12 protein-coding genes and 1 riboswitch are annotated in these 12,175 nt (G+C 63.8%); of the genes, 10 read left to right on the top strand and 2 right to left on the bottom strand.

The features are described 5' to 3' along the window. Positions 1-100 precede the first annotated feature (100 nt). Positions 101-619 carry a peptide-methionine (S)-S-oxide reductase MsrA gene (gene msrA / locus FJ942_RS21535; protein ID WP_140898860.1) on the top strand — a complete coding sequence of 173 codons (519 nt, stop codon included), beginning with the start codon at positions 101-103 and terminating at the stop codon, positions 617-619. 138 nt (positions 620-757) lie between these two features. Here msrA and FJ942_RS21530 read toward each other — a convergent pair whose 3' ends face one another. Then, the gene (locus FJ942_RS21530) at positions 758-1,075 is read right to left on the bottom strand and encodes a hypothetical protein (protein ID WP_140515911.1); all 318 of its coding nucleotides are present in this window, start codon (positions 1,073-1,075) and stop codon (positions 758-760) included. Between the two features lie 218 nt (positions 1,076-1,293). Continuing rightward, a riboswitch (TPP riboswitch) is annotated at positions 1,294-1,407 on the top strand. On the opposite strand from FJ942_RS21530, the gene FJ942_RS21525 reads away from it, so the two are divergent. The 4 genes from FJ942_RS21525 to FJ942_RS21510 all read left to right on the top strand — a co-directional run bounded on the left by FJ942_RS21525 (position 1,398) and on the right by FJ942_RS21510 (position 4,639). Beyond that, positions 1,398-2,006: a YkoF family thiamine/hydroxymethylpyrimidine-binding protein gene (locus tag FJ942_RS21525; protein ID WP_140499924.1), complete on the top strand. Its 609-nt coding sequence runs from the start codon at positions 1,398-1,400 to the stop codon at positions 2,004-2,006. Its footprint overlaps the riboswitch before it by 10 nt. A 98-nt stretch (positions 2,007-2,104) precedes the next feature. Beyond that, positions 2,105-2,860, top strand: a complete 756-nt coding sequence (locus FJ942_RS21520) for an ABC transporter permease (protein WP_140898965.1) — start codon at positions 2,105-2,107, stop codon at positions 2,858-2,860. After that, positions 2,857-3,624 carry an ABC transporter ATP-binding protein gene (locus tag FJ942_RS21515; RefSeq protein ID WP_140515907.1) on the top strand — a complete coding sequence of 256 codons (768 nt, stop codon included), beginning with the start codon at positions 2,857-2,859 and terminating at the stop codon, positions 3,622-3,624. Before FJ942_RS21520 ends, FJ942_RS21515 begins: the two co-directional genes overlap by 4 nt. Then, complete coding sequence (locus FJ942_RS21510; RefSeq protein WP_140898858.1) at positions 3,617-4,639, top strand: ABC transporter substrate-binding protein; 1,023 nt, start codon at positions 3,617-3,619, stop codon at positions 4,637-4,639. The genes FJ942_RS21515 and FJ942_RS21510 overlap by 8 nt, the downstream gene beginning before the upstream one ends. A 168-nt stretch (positions 4,640-4,807) precedes the next feature. Here the strand turns inward: FJ942_RS21510 and FJ942_RS21505 are convergent, their stop codons facing one another. After that, a complete protein-coding gene (locus tag FJ942_RS21505) occupies positions 4,808-7,417 on the bottom strand; it encodes a tetratricopeptide repeat protein (RefSeq protein WP_246679878.1) in 2,610 nt (869 codons plus the stop codon). A 214-nt stretch (positions 7,418-7,631) separates the two neighbouring features. Between FJ942_RS21505 and FJ942_RS21495 the strand changes: the two genes are divergently transcribed. The 5 genes from FJ942_RS21495 (at position 7,632) to FJ942_RS21475 (ending at position 12,140) form a co-directional block, all read left to right on the top strand. Then, a complete protein-coding gene (locus FJ942_RS21495) occupies positions 7,632-7,796 on the top strand; it encodes a DUF3309 family protein (protein WP_023757858.1) in 165 nt (54 codons plus the stop codon). Positions 7,797-8,276: 480 nt separating this feature from the next. Continuing rightward, the gene (locus FJ942_RS21490) at positions 8,277-9,002 is read left to right on the top strand and encodes a GntR family transcriptional regulator (protein WP_140561063.1); all 726 of its coding nucleotides are present in this window, start codon (positions 8,277-8,279) and stop codon (positions 9,000-9,002) included. 3 nt (positions 9,003-9,005) lie between these two features. After that, positions 9,006-10,058, top strand: a complete 1,053-nt coding sequence (locus FJ942_RS21485) for an ADP-ribosylglycohydrolase family protein (protein WP_140561062.1) — start codon at positions 9,006-9,008, stop codon at positions 10,056-10,058. After that, positions 10,055-11,038: a PfkB family carbohydrate kinase gene (locus FJ942_RS21480; protein WP_140561061.1), complete on the top strand. Its 984-nt coding sequence runs from the start codon at positions 10,055-10,057 to the stop codon at positions 11,036-11,038. The genes FJ942_RS21485 and FJ942_RS21480 overlap by 4 nt, the downstream gene beginning before the upstream one ends. Before the next feature lie 40 nt (positions 11,039-11,078). After that, positions 11,079-12,140, top strand: a complete 1,062-nt coding sequence (locus tag FJ942_RS21475; protein WP_140898855.1) for an ABC transporter substrate-binding protein — start codon at positions 11,079-11,081, stop codon at positions 12,138-12,140. The last annotated feature ends 35 nt before the right edge of the window (positions 12,141-12,175 follow it).

The following is a 12,175-nucleotide window of genomic DNA, read 5'->3' as shown; positions in this document are numbered from 1 at the left end:
CTGGAGCGGCTGTCATAGCGCCGGGCCTCCAGTTTTATCGTGCGCAATTCCGGACGGAAACGGCTACAACCTTTCCCGGAGTTGCTTTGGGGAGATTGATATGGCGACTTCAAGCGAACGCGCGGTGCTTGCCGGCGGCTGTTTCTGGGGCATGCAGGATCTGATCCGACGCATCCCGGGCGTCCTGTCCACGCGCGTCGGCTACAGCGGCGGCGACGTGCCTGATGCCACCTACCGAAACCATGGCACCCATGCCGAAGCCATCGAGATCAATTTCGATCCCGCCAGTGTGAGCTACCGTACGCTGCTGGAGTTCTTCTTCCAGATTCATGATCCGACGACACGCAACCGCCAGGGCAACGATGTGGGGATGAGCTACCGTTCGGCGATCTACTACACCACCGATGAGCAGAAGCGCGTCGCCGAAGACACTATCGCCGACGTCGACGCCTCGGGCCTGTGGCCCGGCACGGTGGTCACCGAGGTGGCTCCGGCCGGCGCGTTCTGGGAAGCCGAACCCGAGCATCAGGACTATCTGCAGAAATACCCGAACGGCTACACCTGTCATTTCGTCAGGCCGGGCTGGAAGCTGCCGGTTCGCGAAAAGGCTGTTTCGTAGACGGCGCCCGAACCGAGACGAAGGCCGATGGCGGTTTACGTCTCAGGCGCCTGCCTGTTCGGCGAGGGTGAACATAAAGAGACGGAAACGCCACGGAACAGGCGCCCCGTGGCATTCTCCAGCAGTTTCGGCGAGTGGCTACTTGCCGCAATGCTTGTCGTTGACAGTCGGCGAAGCCGTGCCCGGAGCGGTGTGGCTGGCATCCGGCTGAGCACCTTGTGGGCTGGCCGGACAGTTCCGGTCCGCGTTCGAATTCATGCCGTCGGGCATGACGGTCGTGCTCCCGGTCGTGCCAGGATCCACCGTGTTCGGCGATGCCGGCGTGTTCGGGTCGACCGTGACCGACTGGCCGCTGCCGGGCCCATTATTGGCGCCGTTTCCGCCAGCACTTTGCGCCATCGCCGAAGTCGCGAGACCAATGGTAAGAGCCGAAGCTGCGAGGATTTTCATGAGCATGGTTTGTCTCCATTTCTGTGAAGTCTTCGCTCGTTTCCACGAAGTTCGTCGCGTTTGCGACTATAGGGACAACCACTCGTCGTGGCTAAGGTTCCGGACAAATTTCCCTCAAGACCGGGCCCGACGGAACCGCCCATAAATCAGGCCTGGCGCAATGCATTTCCGGCGATGGTCCTGAAAAAACAGCTTTCATAGCCGCCCGATTGGTGCTTTAACGCGTCCATCCACAGGGGTGCTCCGTACGGTCGGGGCTGAGACGGGGGCGGCAAGCCCACAGACCCTAGAAGCTGATCTGGGTAATACCAGCGGAGCGAGGCGGGCGATGTTTTCAGGCGCACAGATTTCCCTATATCCCATGTCCGGCGATTTTGTCGGCGTCATCCTTGGCGCGCTCGGGGCACTGGACCCCTATCGTGATCGACTGCGGATCGAGACCGACGATATCTCGACCTTGCTTGTCGGGCCGCCCGAGGTGCTGTTTCCTGCCATGCGCGACCTGTTCGTGGCGGCAGCGCGCAGCGGCAAGCATTGCGTGCTTTCGGCCGCCATCTCGCGCGGCTGCCCGGGCGAGCCGGACGATCCGATCTGCCGCTCCGACGCGTTTGGCGGACCTGCCGGGCCGCTCGGCCCGCGCAAGGAAGCGGCTATCGCCGCCGTGCGCGGCGTGGCCGTCACCGGCCAGCCGGCGGCGGCGCAGTTCTCGCTTTACGTCATGGGCACCGACGACCACATGGACGAGATCTATGGCTGCATCGACTTCCTGAAGCAGTCGGGCGTATATGAGCGCTCCAAGCATTTCTGCACAAAGTTGCGCGGCGACGCAGGCGCCATTTTTACCGCACTCAACGAGGCCTTTTGCCGCTTCGGGCCGGGTGCCGGTCACGTAACGCTCGACGTCACCGTCTCGGCCAACAGCCCCACCGCCGTCTGACGGCGCGCCCCGCGCCATCCGCTCCGGGTACCTGCGTGTCCTCCCCGTCCGCCCCTTCGCGTCCGATCGTGGACCTCATCGCCAGAACCGCTCCGGCGATGCTTTCGGTGGGGCTGCTGCTAGCCGCGTGGGAACTCTATGCGCGCTTTGGTGGCATCAAGCCGACAATCCTCCCGGCGCCATCGCGCGTCTTCGCTCAGGCAATGCTCAACCGGCACGCGCTGGCCGATAACGCCGTGCCAACCCTCCGTGCCACGCTCGCAGGCTTTGCCTGTTCGCTCGGCGGTGCCTTTGCGCTGTCGATATTGATCGACTTCTCCCAGCCATTGCGGCGCGCCCTTTTTCCGGTCTTCGTGGTCAGCCAGACCTTGCCGCTGGTGGCGATTGCACCGCTGGTGGTGCTGTGGTTCGGCTTTGGGCTGATGCCCAAGATCATGCTGGTGGCGCTGGTCACCTTCTTTCCGATGTTGGTGGCTTTGGCCGAAGGATATGAGGCGACGGAGGCTGAGATCGGCCAAATGCTGCGCGCCATGGGGGCAGGGCGCTGGCGTGTCTTCGTCCTGGCGCGGCTGCCCTCGGCGCTGCCCTACTTCTTCGCCGGTGTCAGGATCTCGATCACCTATGCTGTCGTGGGCGCCATCTTCGCCGAATATGCGGGCGCGGCGAAGGGCCTCGGCATCTACATGCTCAACGCCAAGAACAACTTCCGCCCGGACCTGGTGCTGGCCGCCGTCGCCGTCAGCGCCTCGCTGACGCTCGTCCTGTTCGGGCTGACGATGCTGGTCCAGCGCCTTGCCATGCCATGGGAACGGACCGCCGGCGGGCGGGCCGCAGGAAAGGGGCCGTGGCGATGAACCGGCTCGAACTGCGACATGTGCGCAAGGCCTTCGAAGGACTCGACGTGCTTGCCGACATTTCGCTCAGCGTCGGCGCCGGCGAATTCGTCTCCATTCTGGGCCCCTCCGGCGCCGGCAAGTCGACGCTGTTCCAGTTTCTGACCGGCGCGCTTCACGGCGAGGGCGAGATATTCTTCGACGGCAAGCCGCTCGATGACCACGGCCGGCATTTCGCTTTCATGCCGCAGCGCGACGCGTTGATGCCTTGGCGGCGCATTCTTGACAACGCCACGCTCGGGCTTGAGGTGCAAGGTGTCAGGCGCAAGGCTGCCCGCGCTCGCGTTGCTCCGCTGTTCGAGGAATTCGGGCTTGCCGGTTTCGAACGGCATTTTCCGGCGCAGCTTTCCGGCGGCATGCGCCAGCGCGCGGCCTTGCTGCGCACCGTGGTGCAGGAACGCGATATGCTGCTGCTCGACGAGCCGTTCGGCGCACTCGATGCGCTGACCCGCGCCGCCATGCAACGCTGGTTGGAACAGATGTGGCGGCGCCACTGCTGGACGGCGCTGCTGATCACCCACGACGTGCGCGAAGCTGTGTTCCTGTCCGACCGCATCTATGTGCTTTCGGCGCGGCCGGCGCGCGTCGTCGCTGAGATCACCGTGCCGCTGCCGCGTCCACGCGAACTGGCCGGCGGCGCTGCACGGCAGGCCGGCACCCTCGAAGCCGAGATCCTCGACATCCTCCTCAACCCGAGCCACCAGAAGGACACGGACCATGACTGACCTGACGCGCCGGCAAGCCTTGCTGCTCACTGCCGCTGCCGGCCTTCCCCTTATAGCCCGGCCAGGCCGATCTCTTGCCCAGGCGGCCGCCCGGAAAGTAACGGTGGCGCTGGACTGGACGGTCAACACCAACCATATCGGCCTGTTCGTCGCTCGCGACAAAGGGTTTTACAGCGAGGCCGGCCTCGAGGTCGACATCCTGCCCTACAGCGATACCGGTGCAGGCACGCTGGTTGCCAACCGCGTTGCCGATTTCGGCATCAACGGCTCCATCGGCCTCTTCACCCAGAAAGCCGCCGGCGCCGATCTCAAGGCGGTCTATGCCGTGGTGCAGTCCGAAACCGGACGGCTGGTGTTCAATGCAGCGCGTGACGAGATCAAAACCCCCAGGGATCTTGACGGCCTGACCTATGGCGGTTTCGGCAGTGCCTGGGAAAACGCGCTGATCTCGACCATCATCCGTCACGACGGCGGCAAGGGGGCTTTCGAAACGGTGACGCTCGGCACGTCCGCCTATGAGGCGCTGGCCAACGGTTCGGTCGACTTCACGTTGGAGGTCTCGACCTGGGAAGGCGTCGAGGCAGAACTGAAAGGCGTTAAACAGCGAAGCTTCGTCTATGCCGACTACGGCGTGCCCGACGAGCACACCACGCTGATCTCCTCTAGCGATGCGTATCTGCGTGCAAATCCGGAATTGGCGTCGGGCTTCATACGGGCAACGCGGCGCGGCTACCAGTTCACCGTCGATCATCCCGAAGAAGCGGCCACACTGCTGATCGCCGCCAACAAGGACGCCCTGACCAATCCGGCATTGATCCACGCCTCGCTGAAGACGCTGATCGACGAGCACTATCTGCGCCGGCGAAACGGCGCCATAGGCAGCATGGACCCGGCCAAGATGGAAGCGATCGGTTCCTATCTCTTCGCCGCCGGCATCCTCCGGAACGGGGACGGCGAGCCCGTTGCCCGGCAACCGGATTTTGGCAACTATTTCAGTAACTTCTATTTGGGGTAGGGATCAAACCGCATCGGGCGCCAGCGCTGCTCAAGCTGATTGCCTTTCGTCAGCCTCGTCAGAGCTGCGCCCAAGGCAAAACCTTTACCGCAATAAAGCACAGAGCGGCGACTGCCATTACGCCCAAACCACTCCAACGCAAAATCCGCGCCCTCCCGAAAAGCCCGTCTAATCTACCCCAAGGCTCAGTGCCTTCTTGCGATCGGCCTGAGCACGCTTGCGGTTGCCCTTGGCTTCCCACGCCCGGCTCCGCGCCTCGTAGGCGGTTGCGAAATCCGGCTTAAGCCTTATCGCCTGGCTGAAATCCGCGATGGCCCCTTCATAGTCCGCTCTGCTGGTTCGGATCACGCCTCGACCGAAATAGCCAAAGGGGTTCTTGTGATCGAGGCTGATGGCCTTTTCGAAATCGTGCAGCGCGGCGACGTCCTCGTGCCCTCCCATCCATAGGAGGCCTCGATCGGCATAGACCCTTGCGTCCGCGGGGTTGAGATTGATGGCCTTTTCGAAGTCGGCAAACGCCCCGTCGTAGTTTTCCTGGAAACTGAGGTTCTGGCCGCGACTGTAGTAGGTCTCGGCTATATTCGGATTGATCGCGATCGCCTGCGTGTAATCGGCAACAGCATGAGCATAATCGTTCTTGGCCTCCCAAGCCATGGCCCGGGCCAGATAGGCGTCATGAAATGCCGGGACCAGTGCGATCGCCTTGCCATACAGGGCTATGGCGCCGTCATAGTCATTTTTCTCATGCAGCCTCCGACCCTTGGCGAAAAGCGCCTTGGCGGCCGAATCAGTATCGCTCGGTGCGGCCGAACCGGCGGCTGAACTGGCGGTGGCCGCCGCCGAGCTGACGGCGCCGAGCGTGGCGGCCGCCATATCGCCCTGTCCCTTCGCAGCCACAGCCGCCTTGCGGGCGACCGCGTAATCGCGATTGTCGGGATCGAGCTTGATCGCCTGGCCGAAGTCGGCGATTGCCTCGTCATAGTCCTTCCTGTCAGCACGCGCCATGCCGCGCCCGTAATGGCTGGCGTCGTCTTTCGGATCGATCTCGATGGCTACCGAATAGGCGGCAATCGCGCGCCCCGCGTCGCCCTTGGCGTGCCAGGCCATGCCCATGCAGAAGTAGGCGTCGCGCGCTTTTGGATCGAGTGTTGAAGCCCGGCTGCAATCGGCAAGAGCGCCTTCGGCATCGCCTGACGTGATCTTGGCGAGGCCCCGGCGAGAATGAGCCGCAGCAAAATTGGGGGCGAGCTGGATGACCGTGTCGTAATCGGCGATCGCTTGCTCGTAAACGCGTTTGGCGGCCTGGGCCTTGCCGCGGCCGTAATAGGCGAACCGGTTGTTCGGATCGAGCGCAATCGCTTTGTTGTAGGCGCCGATCGCCTGATCGTACTTGCCCATGTCCAGGAAGGCATCGCCGCCAAGGATCGCTTCGAGGGCGCGCGGATCGGTCGCCTCCAGAACCCTTGCGGCCAGCGTGTCTTGGGTAGCAGTGATATCCGGAACGACGGCTCGCTGCTTTTGCTGTTGGGTGTCCGGCAACGGTGCCGGCTTGCTTTGGTCGGCGGCGAGCTGAGCGCCGCAGCTTCCTGCCCGCGTCGGATCAAGCTCGATGGCGCGCAGGCAATCCGCCGCCGCTCCGGCGCTGTCTCCCTTGAGTGTCCTTGCGCGGCTGCGCCCGAGATAGGCGTCCGCATTGTCGGGATCGAGGCTGATCGCCTTGTCGAAATCGAGAAGCGCGCCTTCGAGGCCATATTTCGACAGCCGCATCCCCGCACGCTCGATCAAGGTCTTTGCGGCTGCGCGATTGCTGGTCGTATCCTTGGCGGCGGATAAGTCCTCGCCGGGCGCCTGTTCAGCATCGTCATCGGTGACAGTGGGATCGAACTCACTCTCGGCGGCGCGGGCGATACCGCGTTTGACATTGGCCAATATGTTGTTGGGATCGATACGGACCGCCTCGTCATACTCGGCCAGGGCCTGTTTCGGGTCGCCCATCCTGTCCCAGGCGATGCCCAGGCCCGCATGCGCCTTGCCATTCTGAGGGTCCGCCTCGATTGCCTGTTGGAAATCGATGATGGCCGCGTCGATCTTGCCCTTGTGCAGGAAGGCGAGGCCACGGTTGCTGTAGGCATCGCTGGAAGACGGCTCCAGGCTGATGGCGATGTTGAAGTCCGCGATCGCACGGTCGTCGTCTCCATTGCTGAACCAGTCGGCGCCGCGGTTGAGATACGCGGAAGCGTCGTTCGGATCGAGCGCGATCGCCTCGCTGTAGTCGGCGATCGATCGGTCGTATTGCTTCTGGTCGCCGAGAGCGACGCCCCGTTGGAAATAGGCTGTGGCGCGGCTGCGCGCCGGCTCTGCGGCGTCCTCCGCAATCGCGGAGCAGGCAACAATGCGCTTGTCCGGCTCGATGTCTCGCCGAAGCAGGTTGCATAATCCTTCTCGGCTGCGAGCGCAGGCGTGTTCCGGGCGAGAGCGGCGCCAAGCCCGGCTGAGGGCCACCGGTCGGGCGCAAGGCTTGTCATCGCGATCGCGGCGGCGAGGAGCCGCGCATCCTTCCACCTCGTCATATCGCTGGTCCCCCCAAAACTTTAATCCGCCTTGGCAGCTAGGTTCCCTACTGTTCCTTATTTGTTCCAGAAATGCAAGCATGAATTGCAAATCCGCTCTCACAGATCTGACGATGCAAGATCGAGATAAGTCGAAGTGGATCCGATCTTGACGCTCAACTGCCTGTTTTTGCTGTCGGCTTTTTCCTTCTACAATCTCGCCGTCCACGTCGTGATCACGTACCTTCAGTTGTATCGTATCCTGCGCGGTGGCCGGTCGGAAAGCCCGCCGTTGCGGCAAGACTGCTGCACGAATTGCGCCGTCGCCTTCTCGACGTCCTGCATTAGGTGGAACGCGAACGCGTTCAAAGCGTTGTCTGTGAGCAACATTCTCAACCCAGAAGTGCCGAACCGGCGCGCAAGTGCCTGCGGGAGTGGAAGCCATGAGTCTTGGAACCATCCTTATCATCATCCTTATCCTCGCCCTGCTCGGCGGCTTCAGCGGCCTCGGCGGCGGTCCGTTCTACGGAACCGGTTATTATGGTGGCGGCGGGCTGGGGCTTGTGTTGCTGATCGTCATTATTCTGGTCGTGCTCGGACGCATCTAAAGCGCGTCGTGCACGTCGTTCTCACAAGGCGAGAGCCCGCTTTTGGGCGACATGCATCGTTTGGGCGACATGCATTGGTCGCTAATCGCGATCCCGTGACCAATGTCGATGCCGGTGCGCACCGGATCGTGATGCGGGCAAACAGGCTTGTGATCGGGCCTCTGGCGAAACTCCCGTAAGGTGATTTCGGTCCACACCCCCCGTGGAAAGCAAGAGGAGAGGTCCCACCCCTTGTCCTCCTCCAAGGCCCGCCCCGGTTCCCGGAGCGGGCTTTCGTTCTTCTGCCGGTAGGGTCACCGCAGCAGGATCGCGACACGGTGCGACGCGTCCAGCACTGGGGAAATTCCTTCTTCGTTGCCGCCTGCGGCCGGCGGATCGTCGAAAGCAGTGCATCGGGGCACATGACCCGTCCCATTGACAAGTCCGCTATACGAGGAGAGATTAAACAGGACTAGACAGGTTCACTATACAGGTACGAATATGAAGCGGAGCGCGATCAAACTGTCTCCCGGCACGGGCAAGCCCGAGCAGATCGCCACCGTTCTGGAACACGAGATCCGCTCCGGCGTGCTGGGTTTCGGCGACCGTCTGCAAAGCGAAAACGAACTCGTGCAGCGTTTCTCCGTCAGCCGCAACACGGTGCGCAAAGGCTTGGAGGAACTTTCCAGCCGCGGATTGATCACCACAAAGGTCGGTATCGGCTCCTTCGTCACCTTTGACGGCAAGCCGGTCGATGATGCGATCGGCTGGTCGCGCGCGCTGGCCAATGCCGGCGCCAACGCCGATACCCGGACGCTGCGACTGGAGGTGATCGAGGACCCCGAGCTTGCCGTGCTGTTAGGCATCGAAAGCCCCCTCTTCATCGCCGTCGACCGGGTTCGCACCAATGCCAGCGACGGCCATGCCATCTCCATCGAACGCAGCCGCCTGCCGCTGTCGCCCGAGCTGGAGGACGTGCCGCTGCGCGGCCTGCGCGAAGGCTCGCTGCACCAGACGCTGCGCGAAGCGGGGCTTGTACCCGACCATGGCGAGGAGTGGGTCGACATCGAGATGTTGAACGCCCATGACGCCGCTATCCTCGGCTGCGCGCAAGGCACACCCTTCCTGCGTGGCCGTCGCCTGACGCGCGCGGCCGATGAGCGGCCGGTCGAATATGTCACCAGCCTGCTCAATCCCGCCCATTTCGCGCTGCATATGAGGTTCTGAGCGATGCCGGAGAACGAGCTTGAGATGGACCGCGCCATGGGTGCGCTCGTCGGCGGGGCGCTGGGCGACGCGCTCGGCATGCCGACGCAGCTTCTGTCGCCTCAGCGCATCGCCGAACTCTACGGCCATGTCGAGGATTTCGTCGCGCCCTTTGCCGATCATCCGGTGTCGAAAGGGCTGCCGGCCGGGACTATCACCGACGATACCGAGCAGGCGCTGCTGCTCGGCCGCATCCTGGTTGCCTCAGGCGGCCGCTTTGAGCATGCGCGCTGGGTCAACGCGCTGCTCGACTGGGAGCGCGAGGTCAAGGCGCGCGGCAGCTACGATCTGTTGGGACCGTCGACCAAGCGTGCCATCGACGCCATCAACAAGGGCGTGCCGGCCGAGGAGGCTGGGCGCGGCGGCGACACCAACGGCGCGGCCATGCGCATCGCGCCGCTCGGCATCATGATGCAGCCGGAGCCGCTGGATGCGCTCGTCGACAAGGTGGCCGAAACCTGCCGGGCGACACACAACACCTCGATCGCCATTGCCTCCGCCGCGGCGGTCGCGGCCGCCGTCAGCCGCGGCATCGCCGGCGGCGACTGGCGCGCCGCGTCCGACAGCGCCGTCGCGGCGGCGAGGCGGGGGGCGACACACGGCCACTGGGTGACCGGCGGCGACATCGCCGCGCGCGTCGCCTGGGCGCAGGATCTGATCCGCGGCAAGGCGCCACGAGACGCGGTCCGGCTGATCACCGATCTGGTCGGCACCGGCGTTGCCAGCCAGGAGTCCGTTCCGGCCGCCTTTGCGGTGCTGGAGGTCGCCGGCGGCGATGCTTGGCAAGCGGCGGTCATCAGCGCCAATCTCGGCGGCGACACCGACACGATCGGCGCCATCGCCGCAGGCATGGCCGGCGCCTGCACCGGCCTTTCACGATTGCCGCAGGACCGCATCGCCCGCCTCAAAGGCTTTGACATGGCGGGCGTTCGTGCGCTCGCCGCCGATCTCGTCGCGGCGCGGACTTCGAACAGCCGCCTGGAGCAGGCCGGCCCCGGCAAGGACGCGGCGGCATGAGCGCGCGTCTCGTCCATATCGGCAGCGCGGTGGTCGACTATGTCTACCGTATCGATGCCTTGCCGGCGCCGGGCACGGAGAAGACGGCTTCGAGCTATGCGCAGGTCGCCGGTGGCGGTTTCAACATGATGGTCGCGGCAATCCGCACCGGGATGAAGGTGGTATTCGCAGGCCAACTCGGCAGCGGACCCAATGGCGACTTCCTGCGCGCCGCCTTCGCCGTCGAAGATATCAACATTCTGACGCAGCCTTCGCCTCTGATGGATAGCGGCAACTGCGTCGCCATGATCTCCAGCGATGCCGAACGCACCTTCGTGTCGTGGCCGGGGGCGGAGAGCGTGCTCAGCCTCGACATGATGGCTCCGGTGCTGGTCTCGACCGAGGATTGGGTGTTCACGTCAGGCTATACGCTGAGCTATCCCGGCAGCCGCGACGCGCTCACCGACTGGATCGAGACGCTGCCGGCGGACATTCCACTTGTCTTCGACCCGACGCCGGTCGTTTCGGACATTTCGCGCGCCACCCTGTCGCGGGTGCTCGCCCGCACGACCTGGCTGAGCTGCAATACGACGGAAGCCGCCGACATTGCCGGCCCGGGCGATGCCGACGCCCTTGCGGCGCGATTGCTTGCCGATCATTGTCCCAAGGCCGACGGCGTCGTCATCCGCTGCGGCGCCAGGGGCTGCCATATCCGACTGGCGGACGGTTCCGCCGGGACCATTCCCGGTTTCAAGGTGGCGGCGGTCGATACCAACGGCGCCGGCGACACTCATATTGGCGCCTTCGTAAGTGCGCTCGCGCGCGGCATGCCGCCTTTCGAGGCGGCGCGCTACGCCAATGCGGCGGCGGCCATTTCGGTCACTCGCCATGGCGGTTCCTCCGCGCCCACAGACGCGGAAATCCAGACTTTCCTGAGTCATGCCGACGGTGGCTCGACCGGCGCGCGAGGCCAGAACCGGAAGGCCCATCAGACAGCCTGACTAAGCCCGGGAAGCGGGCAAACAAAAGAGAGGAACGAACATGCGCATGCCTGACTTCACTGCCCTGCTGACGGCGACGGCCGTCTTCACCTCCGCACTTACTTTTGCCGCCAAGGCCGATGAAGTGCACGTGCTCAACTGGAAGGGCTACGGCGCCGACGAGCCATGGGCGATCGCCGCCTTCGAGAAGGCGACCGGCCATAAGGTGGTCAACGACTTCTTCAATTCCGAACAGGAAATGCTGACCAAGATCCGCACCAATCCCGGCCTCTATGACGTCGTCATGATCAACGCCGCCTTCAACGACCAGGCAATGGCTGAAAAGCTGATCCAGCCGATCGACACCTCCAAGCTGCCCAACTATGCCGACATCAGCAAGGACAAGGCGAGCTCGCCGATGCTCGACCATGACGGCAAGGTCTATGGCGTGCCGTGGGTGTGGGGCCTGACCGCCCTTGCCATCAACGAAAAGTCCTTCGACAAGCCGCCGACGTCGATCGCCGAAATGTGGAACCCCGCCCACAAGGGCCGCGTCGTCATCCGCGACGACGCCGTCGAGGCGGTGCAGTTCGGCGCCATCGCGACGGGCCAGAACATCAACGACATCAAGGATATGGACGCGGTCAAGACGAAGCTCACCTCGCTAATGCCGCAGATCAAGACCTTCTGGAGCTCGGAGAACGACTGGAACCAGATGGTGGCTTCCAACCAGATCGACATCGGCACCTATTGGAGCGGTTCGGCCGACCGCGCCAAGACGCATTTCAAGCTGCCGGTCTCGCTCGTGATCCCGCAGGAAGGCGCCGTCGCCTGGCTGGACGCCTTCTCCATCCCGGTTGGCTCCAAGAATGTCGCGGGCGCCGAAGCCTTCATCAATTACATGATCGATCCGAAATTCTATGTCGAATGGGTCACCAAGGTCGGTGCACCGGTGTCGGCCAACACCAAGGCGGTGGAAGCGTTGCTCGAGGATTCGTTCAACCGCAAGGTGATGGGTGATCCCACAGTCGCCAAGCGCATCCAGTTCCAGGCTCCGATCACCGATGCGCAGCGCAAGGCCTATCTGGCGCTCTGGCAGCAGCTCAAGGTCGACGTGAAGTAAAACCCGCGCCAGGGCCAGCCGGCGTTCGCGCCGGT

The sequence above is a fragment of the Mesorhizobium sp. B2-4-2 genome (genome assembly GCF_006442845.1).
Lineage (GTDB): Bacteria > Pseudomonadota > Alphaproteobacteria > Rhizobiales > Rhizobiaceae > Mesorhizobium.
The sequence above is the reverse complement of the archived record's forward strand: the minus strand, read 5'-3'. Positions and strand labels throughout refer to the sequence as shown.

Bases quoted from the DNA above. Each gene is read 5' to 3' on its own strand.
- msrA (WP_140898860.1), top strand. From the start codon at position 101: ATGGCGACTTCAAGCGAACGCGCGGTGCTTGCCGGCGGCTGTTTCTGG.
- FJ942_RS21475 (WP_140898855.1), top strand. From the start codon at position 11,079: ATGCGCATGCCTGACTTCACTGCCCTGCTGACGGCGACGGCCGTCTTC.
- FJ942_RS21530 (WP_140515911.1), bottom strand. From the start codon at position 1,075: ATGCTCATGAAAATCCTCGCAGCTTCGGCTCTTACCATTGGTCTCGCG.
- FJ942_RS21520 (WP_140898965.1), top strand. From the start codon at position 2,105: ATGCTTTCGGTGGGGCTGCTGCTAGCCGCGTGGGAACTCTATGCGCGC.
- FJ942_RS21525 (WP_140499924.1), top strand. From the start codon at position 1,398: ATGTTTTCAGGCGCACAGATTTCCCTATATCCCATGTCCGGCGATTTT.
- FJ942_RS21515 (WP_140515907.1), top strand. From the start codon at position 2,857: ATGAACCGGCTCGAACTGCGACATGTGCGCAAGGCCTTCGAAGGACTC.
- FJ942_RS21480 (WP_140561061.1), top strand. From the start codon at position 10,055: ATGAGCGCGCGTCTCGTCCATATCGGCAGCGCGGTGGTCGACTATGTC.
- FJ942_RS21510 (WP_140898858.1), top strand. From the start codon at position 3,617: ATGACTGACCTGACGCGCCGGCAAGCCTTGCTGCTCACTGCCGCTGCC.
- FJ942_RS21485 (WP_140561062.1), top strand. From the start codon at position 9,006: ATGCCGGAGAACGAGCTTGAGATGGACCGCGCCATGGGTGCGCTCGTC.
- FJ942_RS21490 (WP_140561063.1), top strand. From the start codon at position 8,277: ATGAAGCGGAGCGCGATCAAACTGTCTCCCGGCACGGGCAAGCCCGAG.
- FJ942_RS21495 (WP_023757858.1), top strand. From the start codon at position 7,632: ATGAGTCTTGGAACCATCCTTATCATCATCCTTATCCTCGCCCTGCTC.